This is a genomic window from Leptobacterium meishanense (assembly GCF_037645805.1).
Taxonomy (GTDB): Bacteria; Bacteroidota; Bacteroidia; order Flavobacteriales; family Flavobacteriaceae; genus Leptobacterium_A; species Leptobacterium_A meishanense.
Genome location: NZ_JBBEXE010000009.1, coordinates 110,332 through 135,263, shown reverse-complemented (window position 1 = coordinate 135,263; position 24,932 = coordinate 110,332). Strand labels below are relative to the sequence as shown.

Below are 24,932 nucleotides of genomic sequence, written 5' to 3'. Positions count from 1 at the left end.
GCACTCTGCACTCTACACTGCACCTTGTTTCTGCACCCCATAACAGCCTTAAAGTCAATCTACTTTAGCACTGTATTCGGACATCGAATATGACTTTAGGCCTGAAGTCTTTTACAAATTTTCAAACCCATAATAAGATGGAAGAGATTTTAAAAAGACTTGAAATTATCGAGAAACACGTATTAGACCAAAATCTAATACTAAAGAATGTACTCAACTTCAATGAAGCTTGTCAGTACTTGGAATTATCGCAATCTCACTTGTATAAACTCACAAGTGCGGGAAGCATTCCACATTACAAACCCAACGGTAAAAAACTCTATTTCAACCGTGAGGAATTAGACCAATGGCTATTGCGTAATCGCAATGCCACTACTGATGAAATCGAACAGAGAGCAGCTGATTATCTAATCAAAAAAGGGAGGGTAAAGCTATGACTGAAATAATCGATTTACTGGTGGCACTCTCTCAGGAAGTTAGAGACCTAAGAACACGTATTGAATTGCTTAATGCAACAAAGGTTGAATACCTTAAAAATGCGTGGGTAGACAATCAGGATGTTATGCAGATGCTACACATTAGTCCACGCACTTTGCAAACATTCCGAACCAACGGCACAATTCCTTACAGTAAAATAAGCGGAAAGTTTTACTACAAGGTAGCTGATATTGAGGAGCTTTTACAGGCTAACTATTACAATCCAAACTTCAAGTGTGATGGACGTAAATAGAGAAGCCATATTAAGCAAAACACATTACGGCCTAAATATTTATGCCTATGTGTTAAGACAGTACTATCCGGGCGAAACAGTTCTTTCCCTTTCGGGAAGGGACTGTAACCCCACTAAAAACCCATTTAATGCAGGCAAGCCTACATTATGGGTTAAGGTAGTAGATAATTGTGCGGTGCATACCGATAGCGAAGAAGCTATTGCAGACGGCAATGTAATTGATTTTGCAGCACTTCATTTTAAGCTTTCTGGTCAGGAATTACTGGATAAGCTAAATGAAGCATTGCATTTGCGTATTGGTCAGAAAAACGGTTTTTACAATCAGGAGGAAGTAATAATTACAGAATCTGAACCCGAAATCATAAAACCAAAACCACCAGTATTCAGCTATTACAAAAAGCCTGTTACCAATGTAGCACCTACAAAGGAGATAACCTTAATAGAGGTTTACAACCTCATTCAAGGCAATAAATTTGCTACGTGTACAAGTACACTACGCAACATTCAAGATGTAAAGGAAGCCCGAAAATACAAGGCATTAAATTTCGATTATGTCACCTTCTCAGGTGCATTTTCAAAGCGAAATGATAAAAACCTCAAAAAGCATTCAGGGCTTCTAACGATTGACTTTGACCACATCAGTAATATTTCCAAACTAAAAGAAGAACTTCTCAAAGATGAATACTTTGAAACTGAGCTTCTTTTTACATCCCCTTCGGGTGATGGTTTGAAATGGGTTATTCCTATTGAATTAACCAAAGTCAAGCATCAAGATTATTTCAGGGCGGTTGCCAATTACATCCAACAAACATACAGCTTGGAAGTAGATGGTTCGGGTAAAGACATTTCAAGAGCCTGTTTTTTACCTCACGACCCCAATGTATTTATCAATCCAAAATATTTATAGATGATGGAAAAAAAGACGTTTAATCCGTTGGAATGGATGGATAATTCAAACCAACAACAGCAACATACAGAACAGAACTACCAACCAGTTACAGACGATAATTCAGAAGTTGAAAAAGTCATTCAGAATATAGAAGCTAATCATATTGATATTGCTCCCAATTACAACGATTGGATAAATATCGGTTTCGCTTTTGCTGATGAATTTGGAGAGTATGGAAGAAACCTATTTCATAGAGTTAGCCAATATTATTCAGGTTACAACACTAAGGAATGCGATAAGCAATTTGACAATTGCCTAAAGTCAAAAGGTCAAGGTGTTTCATTGAAAACCTTTTTCTTTCTTGCCAAACAAGCGGGAGTTTCTATTGTAACACAATCCAATAACCAGTATAACGCTAACAATAGCAATCACAAATCACCAAAGGCTATACCAGTACAAGAATACCAGGAAGAAGAACCGATTAAGGAAATAATGCCAACATTCCCTAAATCCTTATATCCTGAGCTTCCCGAATACTTGCAACAAGTGGTTGAAGTAGCAACATCAGATGAAGAAAGAGATATTTTACTCTTAGGCTCATTAGCGGCTATTAGTGCGTGTTTCCCAAAACTCTACGGTATTTATGACGGTAAGAAAGTATTCTCCAATCTATTTCTATTCATTACCGCACAAGCATCCGCAGGTAAAGGGCGTTTAGTACATTGCCGTCAATTAGTAAATCCTATTCACAAAGAATTACGAGAGGAAGCTAAATTACACAAGCAACATTTTGAATTAGAAATGGCGGAGTACAACGCCAATAAAGGCAAAGTTGAAGGTGTAGAAAAACCAGCTAAACCACCTGAAAAAATGCTCTTTATTCCTGCAAACAATAGTTCGACTGGTGCATACCAATTATTGAGCGATAGTGATGGTAAAGGACTAATTTTTGAAACCGAAGGAGATACCTTAGCACACGCCTTTAAAAGCGATTACGGTAATTATAGTGATGGTTTCAGAAAAGCATTCCACCACGAAACTATTTCCTATTACCGCAGAACCGACCGTGAGTTTGTAGATATTGAAAGTCCTTGTCTATCGACCGTCCTTTCAGGAACGCCAAAACAAGTTTCAGCTCTTATTCCAAGTGCAGAAAACGGCTTATTCAGCCGCTTTATTTTCTACTTTATGAATGTAAAGCCTGTTTGGAAAAACGTATTTGCAAGCACTACTGATAACGGATTAGATGATTACTTTGAGAATTTAGGCAACCAGTTCTACGAACTGTATAAGTTGCTCAAAAGCAATGGCGATTTCCAGTTTTACTTAACCGCAGACCAACAAGAACAATTCAATCAGTTTTTTAGCGAGATACAAGTAAAATACCTCAATCTTCAAGGGATAGACTATATGGCTACCATTAGAAGATTAGGTTTAATTGCATTTCGTTTCTGTATGCTCTTTTCAGCGTTAAGGATATTGGAAACTGGAGATACCTCAAATAAGCTCATTTGTGAGGAAAGAGATTTTCAAGCCGCATTAGCTATGATTAAAGTATTGGTAAAACATTCCAGTAAAGTATTTGGTGAGCTTCCACAAGAAGAAACCAAACCTACCCGAATGAACCGTAAAGAAAAATTCCTATACGCTTTACCAAGAAACTTTAACCGTCAGAAGTATTTGGAAGTAGCAAAAAAACTAAACATTCCTGCAAAAACAGCCGAAGGCTATATCACTGGTTTTAAAAAGTCCAACCTCATTCACCGTGAGCAACAGGACACGTATGTAAACCTCTCTATTGAGGAAAACAAGGATGTTGAGGATGCTAAGGGTATGTAATACTTAGTTTCCTCTATTTCCTCAAACTCCTTTATTCAATGCGCAGGCTATAAGCTGTTTAAGATTGTTTATTTTATTTTCCTTTTTTACGGTTTTCCTTATTCTTTTTTCACAAATTATTCTTACATTGGACAAAATTTGACAAGTCAAAATATGAAAGGTGATGAAATTAGGTAATCGCATTAAAGAGTTGAGAGAAAGCCAAGGGTTGCTTCAAAGACAACTCTCAGCACAGTTAGAAATTGATACGCCTATGTTTAGCAAGATTGAACGTGGAGAGCGTAGAGCCAAACGCGAACAGGTGCTAATTATAGCGGAGTTATTAAAGACTGATGAACAGGAATTATTGGCGTTGTGGTTGGCAGACCAAATTTTAGAAATAACCACAGATGAAGAACAGGCATTGCAAGCCTTAAAAATGGCAGAAAAAGACATTAAAAATAAGTTTACAAACAATCAATAAGAATGACACAAACACAACATAATGCTATCGTAAATTTCATTTGGAGTATTGCAGATGACGTTTTACGTGATGTATATACAAGGGGTAAATACAGAGATATAATTCTACCATTTACAGTATTAAGAAGGTTAGATGCCATTCTGGAGCCTACTAAAGACAAAGTACTGGAAATGCATCAAAAGCTAAACGAAATGAAGATTGACAACCAATCGGCTCAACTTCGTAAAACAAGCGGTTATGTGTTTTACAATACTTCTAACTATACGTTTAAGAGATTATTAAACGAACCCGGTAATATCCGTCAGAATTTAGAAACTTACTTAGATGGCTTTAGTAGTAATGTACAAGATATTATTAGCAAGTTCAAACTTCGCAATCAATTAGAAACTTTAGAAGAAGGCAATATTACCTTTCCTTTAATTGAAAAATTTTGTTCCAGTTCCATTAATCTTAGTCCTAACCCAATAACAGACAAAGATGGTAACATCGTAATAGAAGGATTAACCAATTTGGGTATGGGGTATGTGTTTGAAGAATTGATACGAAAGTTCAACGAAGAAAACAATGAAGAAGCAGGAGAACACTTTACACCAAGGGAAATCATTCGTTTAATGACCCACTTAATTTTTGAGCCTTTAAAAGGAAAAATTAAAGACGGAACCTATTTAATTTATGACCCAGCTTGTGGTAGTGGTGGTATGCTTACAGAAGCGGAACACTTTGCTAAAAAACTAAACCCCAAAGCTACGTTTCATTTATACGGACAAGAAGTAAATCCTGAAACCTATGCCATTTGTAAAGCCGATATGCTTATCAAAGATGAAGACCCGGAGAAAATTGCTTTTGGTTCTACATTAAGTAAAGATGGTTTTCCAAACTTGCAGTTCGACTTTATGATAAGTAACCCACCATATGGAAAAACGTGGAAAGTAGATAAAGATGCCATACTCGATAAAAAAGATATTATAGACCCTCGTTTTTCCGTAGGCGTTCCCAGAGTCAATGACGGACAGTTGCTCTTTGTAATGAACATTGTTTCCAAACTAAAAAACAATAGTACCTTAGGTAGTAGAGCGGCTACCATTCACAATGGTTCGGCTTTGTTTACGGGTGATGCAGGCCAAGGAGAAACCGAAATACGCAAATATCTTTTTGAGAATGATTTATTAGAAGCGGTTATTGCCTTACCAAACGATTTATTTTATAACACGGGCATACCTACCTATATTTTTATCCTCAACAATAAAAAGGAAGAAAAACGCAAAGGCAAACTACAGCTCATTAGCGTAACCAGTGAGCAATTTTACAGCAAAATGCGTAAGCCTTTGGGTAAAAAGCGAGTGGAGTTTAGCAAAGACCATATTAGAACCATTACCGACTTGTTCTTAAATTTTGAAAACAACGAACACAGCATCATTCTCGATAATGAAGATTTTGGTTACAGCCAAATAACGGTACACCGTCCACAACGTGATGAAGAGGGTAAAATAATTACCGATAAAAAACGTAAACCTAAAAGCGATACCGCACTTAAAGACAAAGAAAACATCCCGTTAAAAGAAGATATAGATGCCTTTTTTGAAAAAGAAGTACTGGCTTTTGTACCTGATGCTTGGTATAAAAAGACCGAAACCAAAATAGGCTACGAAATAAACTTTGCCAAATACTTCTACAAACACAAAGCTCCAAGAGCTTTAGAAGAAATATCTGCCGATATTTTTAAAATAGAAGAAGAAACCGAAAACCTATTAAAAGAAATTGTTGAAGCATAAATGATGGTACAAGAAGCACATAAAACAACTTGGCTTAATAACGCTCCAGAGCATTGGGAGGTATTGCGTATCAAAAATATTTTTGCTGAAATAGATGACAGAAGCGAAACAGGTACAGAAGAATTACTCTCGGTTTCTCATTATACAGGAGTTACCAAAAAAAGAGATAGCCTTGAAAATGAAACCGATTTTATAAGCAATGCCAAAACCTTGGTAGGTTATAAAAAAGTAGCCGAGAACGATTTGGTAAGCAACATTATGTTGGCTTGGAATGGTAGTTTGGGTATTTCTAAATACAATGGCATTACCAGTCCTGCCTATTGCGTGTACCGCATTATAGGGAATAACAACCCCAATTATTTTGGGTACTTATTCTCTACGGCAGTTCTGAAAGCCGAGTTTAGAAAGAAATCTTTTGGAATTATTGATAGCCGTTTACGCTTGTACTCCGATAAGTTTTTTAGCATACCGGTTACAGTGCCGCCCAAAACAGAGCAAGACCAAATAGTAGCCTATATAAAAGCACAATCCAAAAAAATAAAAAACTTTATTAAAAAGAAGCAAACTTTTATAGAGCTGCTAAAAGAACAACGACAGGCGGTTATTGAAAACGCAGTAACAAATAATAATGAGAAAAAGAATAATAATTGGAGGTTAAAAAAATTAAAGTTTGTATCGGATTTACGGTTCAGTAATGTTGACAAGCATACATTAGAAGATGAAAAAATAGTCCGTTTATGTAATTACACAGATGTTTATAAAAATGACTACATAGTAGATAGTATGGATTTAATGATTGCATCTGCTTCAGATAGTGAAATAGAAAAATTTCAAGTTCTAAAAGGCGATATAATTATTACCAAAGATAGCGAAACACCAGAAGATATTGCAGTTCCAGCCTATGTTAAAGAGGATTTAGATAATGTAGTTTGTGGTTATCATTTAGCTTTAATTCGTGCTGATGAATCTCAAATATTAAGTGAATATTTATTTAGGGTGTTTCAATCTAAAACAGTTAATTCTCATTTTCAAATTAGAGCAACAGGTGTAACAAGAGTTGGTTTGAGTTTAGGCGATATTTCAGGGGTTTTTATTCCATTTCCAAAATCTAAAGACGAACAAGCCCAAATCGTTTCCCACATCAAAACCGAAACGGCAAAAATAGACCAAGCCATAGGCAAAGCCCAAAAAGAAATAGAACTCATAAAAGAGTACAAAGAAGCTATGATAGCAGAAGCGGTGTTGGGGAAGTTAAACCATAAAATAAAACCAACACGTGCAAATAATGCACCAGTTGAAAATATAAAACAGCAATAGCTATGCAAGAATCAAATTTTCTACTCTATACTACACCATCTGGAGATGTACGTTTAGATGTAATGCTTTTTGAAGAAAGCATCTGGTTAACCCAAAAAAGTATGGGTGAATTGTTTAGCACCTCTAAACAAACCATAAGCTACCACCTCACTAATATATTTAAAGAAGGAGAGTTAGAAGAAAAATCAGTTGTCAAAGAAATTTTGACAACTGCATCAGACGGCAAAAATTATGCGACTAAATTTTATAACCTTGATGCTATTATTTCTGTAGGATACAGGGTTAATTCTACCAAGGCAACACAGTTTCGTATTTGGGCTACCAAAACCTTAAAGGAATACATTATTAAAGGTTTTGCCATAGATGATGAACGCCTTAAACAAGGTAAAACCGTTTTCGGTAAAGATTATTTTAGGGAGTTATTAGAGCGTGTTCGCTCCATACGTGCCAGCGAACGCAGAATATACCAACAAGTAACCGATATTTTTGCCGAATGTAGTATCGATTACGACCCGCAATCGCCTATTACAAAAAAATTCTATGCTACCGTTCAAAATAAATTTCACTTTGCCATTACTGGCAAAACAGCAGCCGAAATTATTTATTTAAAAGCCAACAGTAATAAAGAAAATATGGGGTTAACCACTTGGAAAAATGCACCTGAGGGAAGAATCTTAAAATCTGATACCAGTATTGCAAAAAATTACCTGCAAGAAAAAGAAATCAAACAATTGGAGCGTACCGTAACAGGGTATTTTGATTACATAGAAGGCTTAATAGAAAGAGAAAACACCTTTACTATGGAGCAATTGGCATTGAGTGTCAATAAATTCTTAGCATTTAACGAATATAAGGTGTTGGAAGGCTTAGGGAAGAAATCAAAGAAGCAAGCCGAAAACAAAGCCTATTCAGAATACGACAAGTTTAACAAAACCCAAAAAATAGAATCTGATTTTGATAAAATGGTTAAGGGATTAAAAAAAGGGAAGAAATCAAAAGACGATTAATCAGTACAACAAGAAATCGCTATTTATGCATACATCCGATACATCAGAAAAAGGCTTAGAAACTATCATTGAAAAACATTTGATAGACCATAATGGATATAAACCAAGTTATAGTGCAGATTACGATAGAGACCTTTGCATTAATAAAAAACTATTGTTTCAATTTTTAGCAGATACCCAACCCAATGCCTATGAAACCATTCTTAAAAGAGGGGAACACAAATTCATAAAGCGATTAACTGACCAAATTCGTCAAAAGGGCATTATAGAAATACTGCGTAATGGTGTTAAAGATTTAGATTTAAGAGTACAACTCTACTATAAAAAACCAACTTCACACTTAAATGAGAAGGCTCAAAAGCTGTACAACGGCAATATCTTTTCTGTTACGAGGCAACTCTATTACAGTAAAGAAAATAGCAACTCTTTAGATATGGTAATATTTATAAACGGTTTGCCAGTAAGTACTTTTGAGTTAAAAAACCAATGGACAGGGCAAAACGTAAAAAATGCCATTCGCCAATACCAAATGGATAGAGACCCTAAAGAACCTTTATTCGCATTTGGTAGATGTATGGTTCACTTTGCAGTAGATGCAGATTTGGTGTATATGACTACGCACCTAAACAGTACCAAAACATTCTTTTTACCATTTAACAAAGGAAACAATGACGGAGCGGGAAACCCTGTAAACGAGCAAGGTTTAAAAACAGATTACCTCTGGAAAGATATTCTAACAAAAGACAGTTTTAGTAACATCTTAGAAAATTATGCTCAAATCGTAGAAGAAAAAAATGAAGATACAGGAAAGGTAAAACGCAAATTAATTTTCCCAAGATACCATCAGTTAAGAGCAGTTAAAAAATTATTGCATCACGCCAAAGAAAATGGTGTTGGGCAAAAATACCTAATACAACATTCAGCAGGTTCTGGTAAATCCAATTCTATTACTTGGTTAGCCCACCAATTAGTGAGCTTGCACGATACCACGAATACAGAAACGGTATTTGACAGTGTTATTGTCGTTACAGACCGTAGGGTTTTAGATAAACAAATTAGAGACAACATCAAACAATTTGCTCAGGTTAGCAGCGTAGTTGAAGCCATAGACAAAGGAAGTCGCCAATTAAAACAGGCTTTAGAAGATGGTAAAAAAATCATCGTAACAACGGTTCAAAAATTCCCTTTCATTATGGATGAAATAGGAACCCTACAAGCTAAAAAATTTGCTATTATTATTGATGAGGCACATAGTAGTCAAAGTGGTGAAACCGCAAGTAAAATGAATTGGGTACTATCAGAAAAAGAAACGCCTTACGGTGAAGAACAAGAACCACCAACTTCTGAAGACCTTATTAACGAATTGATAGAAAACCGTAAAATGCTAAAAAACGGTAGCTATTTTGCGTTTACAGCTACACCCAAAAACAAAACCTTAGAAACCTTTGGTACACAAAATACAGAGGGAAAATTTAAGGCTTTTGATAATTATACAATGAAACAAGCTATTGAGGAAGAGTTTATTCTTGATGTGCTTAAAAACTATACGACATACCAATCTTACTATAAGTTAGATAAGGCGGTAGAAGATAATCCAGAGTTTGAAACACGACAGGCCAATAAAAAATTAAGAGCCTATGTAGAAAGTCATCCATTTTCTATAATGGAAAAGTCTAAAATTATGTTAGACCATTTCCACTCCGATATAAGAAGGCAAATAAATGGTCAGGCTAAAGCTATGGTCGTTTGTAAAAGTATAAAAAATGCAATCCTGTATTATCAAGCGTTTAAGGAATATCTAAAAGAAATTAATTCACCATACAAAGCAATAGTAGCATTTTCAGGTACTAAAGAAATAGATGGTGTAGAAATGGATGAAGCCAAATTAAATGGATTTCCAAGTAATGATATACCAAATGAGTTCAAGAAAAAAGAATACCGCTTTTTAATAGTAGCCAATAAATTTCAAACAGGTTTTGACCAACCTTTGTTACATACTATGTATGTAGATAAAAAATTAGCAGACGTACAAGCGGTTCAAACCTTATCGAGATTAAACAGAGCCTACAAGCCTTATAAGGAAGATACTTTTGTAATGGACTTTTTTAACACTACAGAAGATCTTAAAAAGGCTTTTGAGCCATTTTATACTACAACAGTACTTAGTGAAGAAACAGATGCCAATAAGCTAAACGACTTGCAAGATGCTTTAGATAATGCACAAGTGTACTCTCAAGATGATGTTGTAAATTTTACAGATTTATACTTTAAAGAAGCCGATAGACAAGAGTTAGACCCTATTATTGATAAGTGCGTAGCAGAGTTTAAAAATGAATTGGGAGAAGATGCTCAAATTGATTTTTATGTAAAAGCAAAATCCTTTTTTAGAACCTATGCATTTCTCTCAAAGTTATTATCTTTTAACAATGCCTATTGGGAACGATTATATTGGTTTTTAAAATTTTTGATACCCAAAATAAAACCTGAAGAAATTGAAGATTTAGCTAAGGGAATTTTAGAAGCAATAGATTTAGATAGCTATAGACTTACTCGTACCACACAAGAAAATATTAAATTAAAGGGAGAAGAGGAATTAGACCCTACACCGCCTGTAATGAAAGGTAAAAAGGGCGAACTTGGGTTTAATGAATTAGATGCTATCATAAACGACTTTAATACAAAGTTTGGTATTGATAATTGGACAGATGACGATAAGGTGAAAAACTTTTTGTTTGAGCAATTACCAGCAGACTTTGCTCGTGATGAGGATACAGTAAATGCAGTAAAGAATAGTGATAAACAAAATGCAAAAATTACTTCCGACAAGAAAGTTGAAGATTTAATGCAAGATGTGATATTTCAGTATACAGACTTGTACAAGAAATTTACTGACGACCCTGACTTTAAGCGTCAATATTTAGACTTCGTATTTGATAAAATATGGAATCAACAAAACAATCAAAACAACTCGAATGTGAATAAATAGAAGCCTTATGCCATTATGCAAAAACACTGTTTCAACATACTGACTTTTAACCATCCAAAGGAAGAACTAACACTCTACTTTACTAATGTAGAAAACGAAAACCTAACAAGGATATTTCACAAGTTGGTTCCTGATGAGGTTATTGAGGAATTTGGGGAACAGGAGCATTATTATACATCATTCACAAAAGAAGTAGAAGGCTTTTATCCAGTCACCAAAGCAGTTAATCCAAGTTATGTTTTAAAGGAAGATGATAATGGTGAAGAACGTTCAATTAGAGTTCACAATTCGGCTTTATCGGTTTCAATTTTAAAGCGGTATTACAACGCACTTATACACCAATACTTTAAGGGGAAAGGGTTTTTAGTAAAACCAAATTTTGTGAGTGATACAGAAGTATGGCTACCAAGTAAGAAATATGATAAAACAGCACAGTTTAATTTATTCGACCGCTATTCGCTAAAAGTACAGTTCAAAACCGTTACCAAACAACTGGAACTATTGGTAACTTTCGAAGGCATTTCCAAAGTCTATAAACAATCCGTAGAAGTATTACAAGAGTCAGTTTCACCAACAGCGTTTAATTGGGTAATTTTTGATAATGGTCTTTATAAGTTTGATGAATTGTCAAATAAGGCCAGAAGAGCCTACGACCAGGTGTTTCCTGTATGGAATTTCAATACTCGTGATGCTTTAGGGGAAGCAACAGAAGCACCTGATAAATCCAACAAATACAAAAAGTTCAAGACTGCTATCGACTTCTTTTATGAGACGTATTTAAATACTGATGAATTTAAGAACCTTATCCTTATCAATTCCAATGGTTTTATTCCCGTAGAGGAAATCAAAACAGGAAGAGTAAAAAGCAATAGCAACCAGTTACTGTTTGGAGATAACAATACCGACATTGTTCCAATGAACGGTATGAAAAATCACGGTCCTTTTGATTTTAGTGATACTTCCAATATTCATTTCTTTTTCATTTACCATAGAGATGATGTAGAGGTTGCAAAAAAAATGGATAGGTTCTTTAGAGGTCAAGAAAGAGGATTTGGTGGCTTATCAAAATTCATTCATACGCCTTATCATACCGAAAAGGGGTTTAGTATAATGTTTGAGGATAAAGAAAATCCTTGGTCTGAAATCTACCATAAAGTAACAGAAAAGCATTTTGAACCCGATATTCAATACATAGCAATTTACATCAGTCCGTTTTCTAAAAACTCACCTGATAAGTCCAGGAGAAAGATTTATTACAGACTGAAAGAGTTGCTACTTAAAAAAGGAATTTCCTCTCAGGTAATAGATGCTGAAAAAGTAATGACCAACGATAAATATTACTTTAGCTTACCCAACATTGCCATAGCCATATTAGCCAAATTAAACGGTATTCCTTGGCGTTTAGACAACCCCATAAAGAAAGAATTGGTTATAGGTGTAGGAGCGTTTAAGAACCCTGATTTCGATATAAAATACATAGGAAGTGCATTCAGTTTTTCTAATAACGGAAGATTTAACCGTTTTGAATGTTTCCAACAAGACCAGACAAGAGAATTGGCGGGTTCTATCATAAAATCGGTAAAAGATTATGCAGCTCTTAATCCTGATATAAAACGCTTGGTAATTCATTTCTACAAGACAATGAGCCAAGACGAATTACAGCCAATTGAAAATGGTTTAAAACGTTTAGGGTTGGGTATTCCAGTATTCATTGTATCTATCAATAAAACAGAATCATCAGATATTGTAGCATTTGATTTAGGTTGGAAGGATTTAATGCCATTAAGCGGTACATACATCAATATTGGCTACAACAAGTTCCTATTGTTCAACAATACAAGGTACAGTAATAACGGTTTCAATTTTCACGATGGCTACCCATTCCCGATAAAACTAAAAATCTACTGTACTCAAAAAGAATTGGTTGATGACTTCAAAACAGTAAGAGAACTCATAGACCAAGTATATCAATTCAGTAGAATGTATTGGAAATCGGTACGCCAACAGAATTTACCCGTTACCATAAAATACCCTGAAATGGTTGCAGAAATGCTTCCACACTTTGACGGTAACGAAATACCCGAATTTGGTAAAGATAACCTTTGGTTTTTGTAAGTATATATGGATAATCAATTTGAAAACTTTATATCAGAAGAAAATTTTTATTTAGCCTTTAAGCGGCTTCAAACCGTTGATGGTTATGCTTTTTACAAAAGCCTTTATCGTCCAGACCTCAATTATTTTGGTTTATATATGGAGGATAATATTAATTTTTTGATACATAAAATTCAGGAGGGTATTTACACACCTCAAAGTAGTTTCAAGATTTATGTTCCTAAAAAAAACAATTTAGTTCGCCCACTAACCTTATTACAATTTGAAGACTTATTAGTATATCAGGCCATAATAAATATTGTCGGAGATGTTTTATATGATGAAATTTCAACTCTTCAGAATGATATTATTTTCGGTAACATTTACAATAAAACAACTTCTGAATCAAAGATTTTCTTATTTGAAAAATGGAAAAAACAGTGGAAAAAGTATAATCAAGTAACCGAAGATATTTATAATGAAGGCTATGAATATTTTTCAGATTTTGATATTGCATCTTTTTTTGACACCATTAACCATAATATTTTAACTCAAATACTTGTTAAAAAAGGAGTTGAGACAAACTTGGCTGAATTCCTTCAAAATTGTTTAGCAAAATGGTCTGTTGCCATTAATCGCCAGAATTATGTATTAAATCAAGGTCTCCCACAAGGTCCTGTAGGTTCAGCACTTTTGGCTGATATATACCTTTTACCCATAGATGAAAAGGTAACTTCCAATAAAAATTTAAATATCAGATATCAAAGATATGTAGATGATATTAGGATTTTATCTAAAACTGAGATTGAAGGTAAAAAGGCAATAGCTTATTTGGATTTACTTGCTCGTGATTTCGGGTTAATTCCCCAATCAACTAAAATTTCTACAAGACACATTTCTAATATTAAAAAGGAATTAAAGGTTCAGCATAGTAAGTTTTCAGATATAGCAAAAGAATTTACAGATAATGGTAAAAAATTAAAACCAGCTACCCATAAGAAGCAGAAACGTCAGTTTTTAAATTGCTTTGTCAATTCAACCAGTGAAAAATCTAATGATGATTTTTTAAATAAAACGATTATTAGTTTCTCTCTTTTTAAGCTAAATAAAGATGATGAAGTTAAAGATGCTATTATTGCTAATATTGGCAATTTATACCCGTTTATGCAGGGTGTTTTATTTTACCTTTCAAAACATTACTCTCAGGATAGTCAAATACAATCTAAGTTATTGGAATTGATTAATGGTGATAATTTATTATTTCAGCACATTATAGCATTGATATATAAAGAGTTTCCTAACCTACCTTATTCAGAAGAACTATTTCTAAAACACTATGAAAACAATAATAAATTTTGGCTTATTAAGTATTACGTTTTAGATTGGCTGAAAAGCAATGGACAACAGGAACTTATAAACTCTCTTGAAGAAACTGATAATTATTTTATAAATCGAAAAATATTGGCTTATAAGTCTGGATTTATAACCTCTCCTGATGCAAGAAAAAGACTTCTGCGTAAGGGAATGAAGTCTGAAAACTCTATGTTAGCTCTTCAAGCAAATTACTTACACGCATCATCATTAAGCCTGGGCAAACTAAATAACACAGCTGATTTAAACCCTTACATTGGTAATATTCTCACAAATCGAAAAGACAATTTTATTTGTCATAAGCTAAAAAGCGATTACGGCATTTCCAACGTAGAAGATTTTTTTGATGAAGCATCTTGGGATAAGAGCGTTTTCCAAGAACTAAAATTAAATTTTCTACTATTTATCAATCATTTAGAGTTAGACCCTTCTATCTCATTGATGTCTTTAAATAATTTTAATGAGATTATATTCGGAAAACTAACTTCAATTCAAGACTTGGAACTATCTCCAAAGGCTGATTTTGGAGGTAGTATAGATATGATTAAAACTGCATATCCAATTACAGCTAATTATTTTCACAAAATCAATGATGCACGTAATCAAAAGACATATGCACACTATAAAGATAAAAGTGGAAACATTAGAATTAAAATCTCATTCAAGGAATTAAATAAGCTTATTAATACTTCTATGTTTCAAAAAGCCATACAGGAAATTTGTAATAAAACTTTAGTAGAAGTAGTTTAAACATTCCCCACCGCACAGCCATTTGCTTCCAGTAGGTTCTTTTCGTTCGCTCGTACCTCACTTACTACAATCACCCACTTCCTGCAACGCACAGCAAGAGAAGCCCTTCATTCCTTTCCGTTGCACTACAATCCATTCCGTCCTGCACTTGCTTTTCTCTACGCACATCCAAACGCAGGTAAAGCGGTGTTCCGCCTTCGGTCGTCAGCAAATAAAATCGCCAAACCATTACAGCACATTTTTTGGAATACTTCAATTTTTAAAGGTCAAAAAAAGAGCTATAATGCCCTACGGGTGCTTCGCTAAAGCTACGCAGTTTGTCACTTTTATTGCGTTCCTCTGTCAGTTGTCACGGTAGTTCCCTTGTCTTTTTTGCCACTTCCTTCCGCACCTCCAGTCAGTCGGAAAAAATCCAACCACTACCCATAATTTTGCTCGCCTGCGGGTCGCTGCGGGCTGCGGCTTAATACTGTTTGATTTGCCTCCGCTATCGCTCTGGCTATTAAAGCGGTAAGCCTTGTGTAAGTTCCGTTGCACTCCGCCTTTTTGTGTAAATAAAAATTACAAAAAGGCTGCGTTCCACTACACACATAGCTACAAACCACCCTTATCAGGGCTTCTGTTGGTAGCACCCTTGCTCCACTCGCAGGCGGCTCGCGTTGCTTGTCCAAAGTCCGCAATCCGTTCGTACCTCACTACTTGCAGCCTTCGTCCAGCCGATTAGCTCAAGGCTGTTTTTACCTGCGTTTACGCACGATTAAACTCCGCATTCCAATTCAACATTCCGATTCATTAAACAGGTTTTAAAAATGATTTAATAAGCCCTTAAATATTGAAGAACATTCAAAAAAAAGAGAATAGCAAAGATAGGCGTGTCCGCACAAGCCCACCGCACAAACGGATTATCAAGGTCAAGCCCTACGGGTTTTGAAAAAAATCTCCACCCTCTGGGTAGTATTTTTTACAAAAACCTTGACAACCCTGCCAAACACGCCTTTTCAAGAGCTTTCTCTTTTCTTTTTTTCCCTTTTTTCTTTTCTCTTTTAAAAATGAATGAGCGAAGCGTAGCAAGCAAATATTTAATGGCTCACTATATGAAAACGTTTCGCATCAAAACCCACCGATTAAACCAGAATTATTCTGAACCTCATTTCTTTATACTGAATAAAGGATTGAATAGCGGAAAACCGCTTAATGAACCTTGTCCGAATTGCTTTGTCTGCATTACAACCAATGAAACCGATAAGGATTTTATGTATTGGTTTTGCTTCGGATTATGGAAATCTAAATCATTCCATTACTACCTAAAAGGCTCTGTAATTCCATTCATCACGATTGGAGATATTAAAAAGCACCTTCAGGATAATGAATGTATTGCAAGGAAAAATCCTCAGTTATTTCACCAGTCAATTCACCACTTGAAATTGTTGGAAGTAAATGAGGAAAAACTCAAACTTTCATTAAAAATGATAGATAACGCCAAAAGGGCAATCTTCTATAAGTTGATGAATAAAACAGGTGCATTTTAAACACTGCATCTGTCATAAAATCAATTTCTTATAAGCAAAAAAGAGCAAAGAAAAGCAACAGAAACCCTGACTGAACTACTGCATACTTATTGAAGTATCTTAGATATTAAAGGACAAAGCCGAGTCAAGTCCGTGCCAAGTCCGAACATTTGTTTAACCCCAAAAAAAATAGAAAAGATGGGAAAAATTAATCAAGGTATTCTCGGTGGTGTCTCAGGACAAGTTGGGAATGTAATCGGTGGAACTTGGAAGGGCATTGATTACCTAAGAATTAAACCTTCCAGTGTAGCCAACCCAAGAACCGAAGCGCAAGTTGACCAACGTTCTAAGTTTTCAACCGTGCTTAGCTTTCTGCAACCAATGACGGACTTCTTACGTGTTGGTTTCAAATTGTATGCAAACAAGATGACTCAGTTCAACGCTGCAATGTCTTACAACTTGAACAATGCAATTACAGGAGCTTATCCGAGTTTTGCCATTGATTATCCCAATTCATTGGTTACTCGTGGTAATCTAACAGGTGCAGTTGGTGGAGCAGCTACTTCTCCAAGTGCGGCAACAGTAGATGTAAACTGGACAGATAATTCAGGAAGTGGTAGTGCCTTAGCTACTGACAAAGCAATGATTTTGCTTTACAATGCTACAAGAGGAGAAAGTGTATTTACTACAGCTGGACCAGCAAGGTCAGCAGGAACAGAAAGTATTTCAGTACCTTCTGAATACTCTGGTGAAGATGTTGAGGTATTCTTAGGGTTTATCTCAGAAGATGGCTCTAAAGTAGCGAATAGCTCTTATTTAGGTTCTGTAACAGTTGCTTAATAGCGATTGACGTTTTCTTGGAAAACCGTCCTTTTTTAGGGGCGGTTTTTTTATCTTTACACCTCTCGATTTTCCTATCTTTAGTCCTTAATTAGCTATAATTCAACACTTTTTGTTGCTTATTTGTATCTATTGATGGCTAATTAATTGATAATCAGTATCACATTACATTTTGTATCGGGAAGTAAATCTGCTGTTTTTTACAATTATAACCTTATTTTTGAACTATGGCTAGCCTGTTTTCAAAAAAATCTTTTATCGCTGATCTTCTCGAAAATTTTGTGGATATCCACTGCCATATTTTACCGGGCATTGACGATGGTGCCAGTAACTCAAAAGTCTCCATTACCTTAATTAGAAAGCTTAAGAAGCTGGGAATTGTCCACTACATAGCTACACCACATGTGATGTTCGATTATTATCCTAATACAGCTTATACCATTGCGGAAGCTTATGAAAAATTACAGGATGCACTCGTGAAAACCAATCTTTCACAAATTACTGTTAGTGCTGCAGCTGAATACATGATCGATATGCATTTTGAAGAACTTTTAGACACAAAAAATATTCTCCCGCTAAAAGGCACGTATGTTTTGGTAGAAATGTCTTATTTACAACCCCCTATAAATTTAGAAGCAACATTAAAAAAGATACAAGACAAAGGGTTTTTGCCCGTTTTAGCACATCCGGAAAGGTATGTGTATTATCATGATAAAAAAATGAGTTATGATTATTTGAAACGCTTAGGGTGCTTCTTCCAGGCAAACTTGTTATCGTTTGGTCCTCATTATGGGAAAAACGTACAAAAAACAGCGCATTATCTCTTAGAGAATGGATGGATAGATTTTGTAGGTACTGATGTGCACCATATAGGACATGTAAATAGTTTAGCTGAACTGACCGTCTCTTCAAAAACATTTGAACACTTAAAACCTGTAATAGCTAATACTACCCGTGTTTTTTCAACTTTAATTTAAATACGAAGCTTCTTTGTTTTTTTAACCTCACCATAGTTACCGTAACCATATTTAGCTCCATAGCCAAAATTGGAGGCTTTTACGTCATTTACCACCATCATCATGCCATTGAGACGCTTATCCTGATACAATTCTTTTGGGAAGTTTAACAAACGTTTATCTGTATAGCCTGCTCGCGTTACATAGATTGTATGATGAGCATAACGACTGATCAATAACGTATCTGTTACCAACATAGCTGGTGCTGTATCAACAATTACAAAATCATATTTTGCGGCCATGTTGTCTAATAAGCCACCCATCCGGTCTGACATCAGTAATTCGGCAGGATTTGGTGGTATTTTTCCTGATTGGATGACATCGATGTGATTATTGTTTACCTCATAAGCACCTATAATGTCTCTACTCTTTAATAAATGATTGTGAAGATAATCTGTTAATCCATCTCGTTTCAAGCTCTTTTTCAAGAATAAGTGAAGTTTTGGATTTCGTATATCAGCACCTATTAGCAATACTTTTTTATCAGAATTTGCCAACGTCAGTGCTAAATTCATTGAAACAAAAGTCTTTCCTTCTCCATTTATGGTTGATGTTACATATATTATATTATTTTGTTCACCATTTCTTGCCCTGATAAAATAATCCAAGTTGGAGCGCATAATACGAAACGACTCCGAAAGAATAGAACGGTCATACCGCTGAATGATGGGAAGTCCCTTCTTTATTTTAACCCTAGGAAGTTCTCCTAACAGTGGGATTTGTTTTATTATTTTTTCCAAATCTTCTTTATTATGAATTTTAGTATCCAGTAATTCCCCCGCATAAATTACCGAAAAAGGGATGGCCAAGCCCGCAAGCAATGCAGCTAAAAACACCATTTTTCTCCGTGGTGATATTGGAACATCACTTTTTCCATATGCAGGGTCTATTACCTTTGCATTGACGGAAGTAGCCGCTACAGAGATGGCTGCTTCTTCTCGTTTTTGCAACAAGTACAAATAGAGCGATTCTTTTATTTGTTGCTGTCGCTGAATATCGCGAAACTCTCGCTCCTGACCGGGAACAGAAGATATTTTATAGTTAATGCGGGCACTCTGTCGTTCCAAATCGCTTACTTGTATATTCAATGAGTTGCTAAGGTTTCGTAAGCTCTGTTGCATACCTTGTTTCAAACCGTCTAATTGCTGGTTCAAGTTTACAATGATCGGGTTCTTTTCACTAGAACTTTTCAGTAATCTTTGCCGCTCTAATACCAATTCATTATACTTAGAAGTAATACTTGTTATTGAAGGGTCCGACAAGCCTATGTTGGAAGGGATTAATTCATACGAACTTTGTTCCTCTACATAATCATTCATATAATTCACCATGCTCAATTCTGTTCGGGCAGCGGATAATTTCTGTTCATTCTCTGAGCCTGAAGAAAGGTAAATATCTGCTTCAGAAGCAATATCTGTAAGCCGATTGCCTATTTTAAATTGTTCTACTACCTGATCTACATTGGAAAGATCAGTTGCTATAAGGTCTATCCTACTACTAATGAAATCTGCTGTGTTTTTTGCAATTAGCTTTTCTTCTTCTACTGTATTTTCCTGGTATTTTTGAATAAGTGTATTAATAATCTGCTTAGCCTTCTCAATTACCGGATCATTCAAAGAAATCTGTACCACACTTGAGCCTTCTTCTATGGGAGAAACAACTATTTTATTTCTATAATATTCCGCAACTTTATTAACAGGTTGTAGCCGTATTTTTATAGTGGTATTTTTGAACCGTTCTATATTATTTATTGCCGGAATAATAACCATGTCGCCGGAAGGAGTTATAATATTCTCCCCAAAATCAACATGCTTCACTTTAGTTTCATTCTCAAACTGATAATTAAAAGAGGTTTCTGATTTTATCTCAATATTAAATGTGAAATCTGACTGGTTAAGTGTAGAATCTGAAGCAATAAAATTTAATTTTACTGGTACTTCCGGAAACAATTCTATTTCATGTATTCTGCCTTCTGTATAGTACTGAATATTTAATTGACGCTCTTTGACCACTTTGGTCATAAGTGTCCTTGACTTTATGATCTGAATCTCATCTTCTACTTTATTTCCACTACCTGAAAGAAAGTTAAGGTCTTCAAAAATTGCCATTTCCGGGGCTGTTTTCTTATCATCACCAAGCATTATCCGTGCCGAAGCTGCATATTGTGGTGTAGTATATCTTAAGTATGTATAAGCCAGGCCTATACATATAATACAGCTAAGTACAAACCATCTCCAGTACCTTAAGTACCGCTCAAAGAACCTTCTTAATTCTGTATTGTCCGTAGTAGGAGAAGCTGTATGTTGATGTCCGGGCTCCATATATAATTTACCTTGTTAGAATGATCACAACCGAAGTAATAATTGTAGAAGCAATAGAAATAGCTATTGAAGCCCTATTATCAAGCCTGGAAGAGCTAATAGCTGATTGATTAGGCTCTACATACACCACATCGTTTTGAGTAAGGTAATATACAGGTGATTTGACGAACTCTTTTGAAGTAAGGTCTATTCGTGTGTAGGTTTTTGTACCGTTAAAATCACGTATCACCAATACATTTTTACGCTCTCCCTTTATCCTGAGGTCTCCGGCAAGCCCTAACGCTTCCAAAACAGTGATCCGCTCCCCTTCAATCCGGTAAGTTCCGGGCCGGTTTACTTCTCCCAATACCGTTACCCTGAAGTTTTTAATCCGAATATTTATAATCGGGTCCTTGAGGTAGTCTTTTAACTTTTCTCTCAACAATTGTTTTGCCTCTTCCGGGTTCAATCCTAATAATTTAACTTTACCAAGAATAGGAAAATCAATATTCCCATCTTTATCAATCAGGTAGTCCAATTCTACCGGACGCCCAAATTCACTAGTTCCTTTTACCAAATTAAAAGGCTTGGTGGCTTCCATATCATAAGCAGATACATGAATACTCACTATATCATCAATTTTAAAATTGGGTGAAAATGTATCTGTATCCACTATTGTTTCAAAATCTTTCGCATTTTGAAAATAGACAACATCTTCCCTAGATGCGCACGAAACAAGGAAGATGGATAGTATGATAAAAAATAAGTTGTTTTTTAGCCTGCATTTATATTTTGTCATAGATCTTTTTTTGTATAATTAGTAGTATTGATAGCACCGTTCATTATTCGTTTACGGGCTTCTATGATAGAAGTGTTTTTATCATATATTTCATATTTTGAATTCTTGGATTGATATTCCGGAACAAGCTCTTTCATTTTTTTTACAATTCCTTTGCTCTGGAAACGATTGGCAATACACAACTCTTCTATGTCAGATTTTGTGGTAGTGTATGGAAACTCTTTTGTTTTGCTTATCATTATCTTCTTATGATAAGTGGGCAAGGTGTTTTCACCATTGGCCAATAATTCTTCGTAGAGTTTTTCTCCCGGCCGCAATCCGGTAATCTTGATAGCCATTTCTTGTGGATATTTTAGTCCTGATAATTTGATCATATTAAGGGCAAGGTCATAAATTTTAACAGGCGCTCCCATATCAAATATGAAAATTTCTCCTCCTTTACCCATGGCTCCGGCTTCTAAGACCAATTGAGATGCTTCCGGTATAGTCATAAAATAGCGGGTTACATCTTTATGGGTGACGGTTAAAGGTCCGCCATTCTCTATCTGTTTTTTGAACAATGGGATCACAGATCCATTAGAACCTAATACATTTCCAAACCGTGTAATGATAAACCGGGTTTTGCTTTCTTGCTGTACACAACTTATATACATTTCAGCAATCCGCTTTGTGGCACCCATCACACTCGTTGGGTTGACTGCTTTATCTGTTGATACAAAAACAAACTTCTTTATTTTGTACCTAGATGCTGTATCAGTTAATGTTTTTGTGCCCAACACATTAATTTTAATAGCTTCATAAGGGGTGGCTTCCATTAAAGGCACATGTTTGTATGCTGCTGCGTGAAAGACAATGGAAGGGTTATATTTCTGAAAAATAGTATCTACCCTATTCTTATCACGAATGTCCGCAACAACAACCTTAAACTTATGTATGGCCAACTGTTTAAGGTTTTGCTCTAAATCATATAATGGTGATTCTGCTTGATCTAATAGAATTAGCTTTTCTACATCATACTGTGCGATTTGTCGGGCCAATTCACTCCCGATAGAGCCTGCTGCCCCGGTTACCAGTACAACTTCTCCTTGTAGTTCCTGTTGTAATTTAGGATTGTTGATCTGGATAGGATCTCTCTCTAAAAGGTCTTCTATTTGAACTTGTTTTATTTGACCAAGGCTTAATTCTCCATTAATCCACTTCTCAATAGGAGGCACTACCTTAATTTTTGTAGGCAACTTTACCATATTCTCTATTAGTTCCCTATATTTTTTTGATTTTATTCCTTGAATTGCTATGACAATCTCATCTACTGCATTTTTATAAATATATTTAGATGTCACTTTGTTTGATGCCAAAATAGGCACACCATTTATCTGTTTCCCTATTTTTTTAGGGTCATCATCAATATAAGCAACAACAGTTACGCGATTTCGCAAATTATTTATCAATGCATTGTATGTTATAATACCTGAGTCTCCGGCTCCGTATATCATTACTTTTTTACAGTTTCCCAATAAGCAATGCAGTTTTTTATACGCCAGTTTAAATGCCAATCTGCTTGCACTCAATACCACAAAGCTTAGCAATGAATGTATGATAAGGATGGAAATAGGGATTGTATAATCTTCTATGATGTTTAGTTGATTATTTACCAAAATAAAAGAAATGGTCAACACTCCTAACAAGGAGATCGCATTAAAAAGATTCATCACATCTTTAAAACCGGTGTGACGTATCACTCCTTTATAGGATCCAACTATTAAGAAACTTATAGCTGCTATGGCAACTAATACCGGAAGCTGAACCCATAATTTTGTTATATCAAAATTTAGCGTACAATTGAAACGAATAAAATATGCTAAAAAGAATGTGATACCAACTATCATCAAATCAATAGCTAACACTAGCCATTTAGAAGCATATTTTTGAGATTTATTAGCTAGGTAGTTCTTTATCATTCGTCCGTATTTTTAATTATTATTTCGGTTATTCGGGCAATATCTGACTGGCTTAGGCTTGAACCACTTGGCAAACACAATCCTTTTTCAAATAACCGCTCTGAAACACCACTTAAATATGCATCGCATCCCTTATAAACAGGTTGTAAATGCATTGGCTTCCATAAAGGCCTCGATTCTATGTCTTCTTTTTCCAATGCTATCCTGATACGTTCTCTTTGTTCATACGATGCTGTAATAATGCATGTTAGCCATCTATTTGAAAAAAATCCGTCAGGTTCCTCTAAAAATGAGATATTGGTATATCCGGACAATATTTTTTTGTAATAGTCAAAATTGTTTCGTCTTGCTGCTACCCGTTCATTAATAACTTCCATTTGACCACGTCCAATTCCTGCAACTACATTGCTCATCCGGTAATTGTACCCGATATGTGAATGTTCGTAATGTGGTGCAATATCCCGCGCCTGCGTTGAAAGAAAAATCACTTTATCTTTTATCCATTTATTCTTTGCAACTAGTGCCCCCCCTCCGGAGGTTGTGATAATTTTGTTTCCGTTAAAAGAAAGAATCCCTAAATCTCCCAATGTGCCGCATTTTTGCCCTAAATAGCTACTCCCTAGTGCTTCCGCACTGTCTTCAATAATGGGGATCTCATATTTTTGGGCAATTTCACGCACCTCTTCTACCATATATGGCATTCCGTATAAATGGACAGCTATAATGGCTTGGGGTTTTTTATTTTTTGAAATCCGGTTTAGAATTGCTTTTTCCAGAAGCTCCGGGGATAAGTTCCAGGTATCTGCCTCACTATCAATAAAAATAGGGGTTGCTCCCATGTATATTATCGGGTTGGCCGATGCAGTAAAAGTAAAACTCTGGCACAGTACCTCATCTCCTCTGGAAATGCCTAAAATCCTAAGTGCTAGATGTATTGCCGCTGTTCCCGAACTTACTGCAGCAACATGACAATCTTCACATAGATATGACTCCAAGTCGTTCTCAAACCCATATAAATTAGGCCCTAACGGAGCTATCCAATTTGTTTCAAAAGCATCATTAACATACTTCTGTTCGTTGCCTCCCATGTGAGGGGAAGAAAGCCATATTTTAGTCTTTGTTATCACACAAACTGTTTTTATAATGATTATTTAATCATTCACAGCGTATGGTTTGTGTTCATTATGAGAAAGGGCAGGAAGAGGACTGTTCTTACATTACACTAAAAAAATAAACTGATTTTCATTACCTTCCTTGGAAAACAGGTCGGTCTTTTTTGTGATGGTGTGTTTC

The 24,932-nt window shown here is 35.4% G+C and carries 18 protein-coding genes; 14 read left to right on the top strand and 4 right to left on the bottom strand.

Features of this window, described 5'->3' with window-relative positions; genetic code table 11:
- Window positions 1-89 precede the first annotated feature (89 nt).
- The 14 genes from WBG21_RS10460 (at window position 90) to WBG21_RS10395 (ending at window position 18,543) form a co-directional block, all read left to right on the top strand.
- Complete coding sequence (locus WBG21_RS10460; RefSeq protein WP_340077641.1) at window positions 90-437, top strand: helix-turn-helix domain-containing protein; 348 nt, start codon at window positions 90-92, stop codon at window positions 435-437.
- 20 nt (window positions 438-457) lie between these two features.
- The gene (locus WBG21_RS10455; RefSeq protein ID WP_340077639.1) at window positions 458-730 is read left to right on the top strand and encodes a helix-turn-helix domain-containing protein; all 273 of its coding nucleotides are present in this window, start codon (window positions 458-460) and stop codon (window positions 728-730) included.
- A complete protein-coding gene (locus tag WBG21_RS10450) occupies window positions 717-1,637 on the top strand; it encodes a BT4734/BF3469 family protein (protein WP_340077637.1) in 921 nt (306 codons plus the stop codon). The genes WBG21_RS10455 and WBG21_RS10450 overlap by 14 nt, the downstream gene beginning before the upstream one ends.
- Entirely contained in the window at window positions 1,638-3,458 is a 1,821-nt protein-coding gene (locus WBG21_RS10445; RefSeq protein WP_340077635.1) for a DUF3987 domain-containing protein, read from the top strand. It begins immediately after the preceding gene.
- A gap of 163 nt (window positions 3,459-3,621) precedes the next feature.
- Window positions 3,622-3,921: a helix-turn-helix domain-containing protein gene (locus tag WBG21_RS10440; protein WP_340077633.1), complete on the top strand. Its 300-nt coding sequence runs from the start codon at window positions 3,622-3,624 to the stop codon at window positions 3,919-3,921.
- 2 nt (window positions 3,922-3,923) lie between these two features.
- On the top strand, window positions 3,924-5,693 hold the full coding sequence (locus WBG21_RS10435; protein ID WP_340077631.1) for a type I restriction-modification system subunit M: 1,770 nt from the start codon (window positions 3,924-3,926) through the stop codon (window positions 5,691-5,693).
- Window positions 5,694-7,010 carry a restriction endonuclease subunit S gene (locus tag WBG21_RS10430; protein WP_340077629.1) on the top strand — a complete coding sequence of 439 codons (1,317 nt, stop codon included), beginning with the start codon at window positions 5,694-5,696 and terminating at the stop codon, window positions 7,008-7,010.
- A 2-nt stretch (window positions 7,011-7,012) separates the two neighbouring features.
- On the top strand, window positions 7,013-8,017 hold the full coding sequence (locus WBG21_RS10425) for a virulence RhuM family protein (RefSeq protein WP_340077627.1): 1,005 nt from the start codon (window positions 7,013-7,015) through the stop codon (window positions 8,015-8,017).
- Window positions 8,018-8,042: 25 nt separating this feature from the next.
- Window positions 8,043-11,003: a type I restriction endonuclease subunit R gene (locus tag WBG21_RS10420; RefSeq protein WP_340077625.1), complete on the top strand. Its 2,961-nt coding sequence runs from the start codon at window positions 8,043-8,045 to the stop codon at window positions 11,001-11,003.
- A 15-nt stretch (window positions 11,004-11,018) separates the two neighbouring features.
- Entirely contained in the window at window positions 11,019-13,118 is a 2,100-nt protein-coding gene (locus WBG21_RS10415) for a Piwi domain-containing protein (protein WP_340077623.1), read from the top strand.
- 6 nt (window positions 13,119-13,124) lie between these two features.
- Entirely contained in the window at window positions 13,125-15,218 is a 2,094-nt protein-coding gene (locus WBG21_RS10410; RefSeq protein ID WP_340077621.1) for an RNA-directed DNA polymerase, read from the top strand.
- A gap of 872 nt (window positions 15,219-16,090) precedes the next feature.
- Entirely contained in the window at window positions 16,091-16,747 is a 657-nt protein-coding gene (locus tag WBG21_RS10405) for a DUF6943 family protein (protein WP_340077619.1), read from the top strand.
- 177 nt (window positions 16,748-16,924) lie between these two features.
- Window positions 16,925-17,566 carry a DUF6266 family protein gene (locus WBG21_RS10400; protein ID WP_340077617.1) on the top strand — a complete coding sequence of 214 codons (642 nt, stop codon included), beginning with the start codon at window positions 16,925-16,927 and terminating at the stop codon, window positions 17,564-17,566.
- Between the two features lie 227 nt (window positions 17,567-17,793).
- Window positions 17,794-18,543, top strand: coding sequence for a tyrosine-protein phosphatase (locus tag WBG21_RS10395; RefSeq protein WP_340077615.1), 750 nt, complete (start codon window positions 17,794-17,796; stop codon window positions 18,541-18,543).
- On the opposite strand, the gene WBG21_RS10390 is transcribed toward WBG21_RS10395, so the two are convergent.
- Genes WBG21_RS10390 through WBG21_RS10375 form a run of 4 tightly spaced genes read right to left on the bottom strand, consistent with a single transcriptional unit; the run spans window position 18,540 to window position 24,766 of the window.
- Complete coding sequence (locus WBG21_RS10390; RefSeq protein WP_340077613.1) at window positions 18,540-20,903, bottom strand: GumC family protein; 2,364 nt, start codon at window positions 20,901-20,903, stop codon at window positions 18,540-18,542. The genes WBG21_RS10395 and WBG21_RS10390 overlap by 4 nt on opposite strands.
- 7 nt (window positions 20,904-20,910) lie before the next feature.
- Entirely contained in the window at window positions 20,911-21,681 is a 771-nt protein-coding gene (locus tag WBG21_RS10385) for a polysaccharide biosynthesis/export family protein (protein WP_340077611.1), read from the bottom strand.
- Window positions 21,678-23,639, bottom strand: a complete 1,962-nt coding sequence (locus WBG21_RS10380) for a polysaccharide biosynthesis protein (RefSeq protein ID WP_340077609.1) — start codon at window positions 23,637-23,639, stop codon at window positions 21,678-21,680. The genes WBG21_RS10385 and WBG21_RS10380 overlap by 4 nt, the downstream gene beginning before the upstream one ends.
- On the bottom strand, window positions 23,636-24,766 hold the full coding sequence (locus tag WBG21_RS10375; protein ID WP_340077607.1) for a DegT/DnrJ/EryC1/StrS family aminotransferase: 1,131 nt from the start codon (window positions 24,764-24,766) through the stop codon (window positions 23,636-23,638). The genes WBG21_RS10380 and WBG21_RS10375 overlap by 4 nt, the downstream gene beginning before the upstream one ends.
- Window positions 24,767-24,932: the final 166 nt, after the last annotated feature.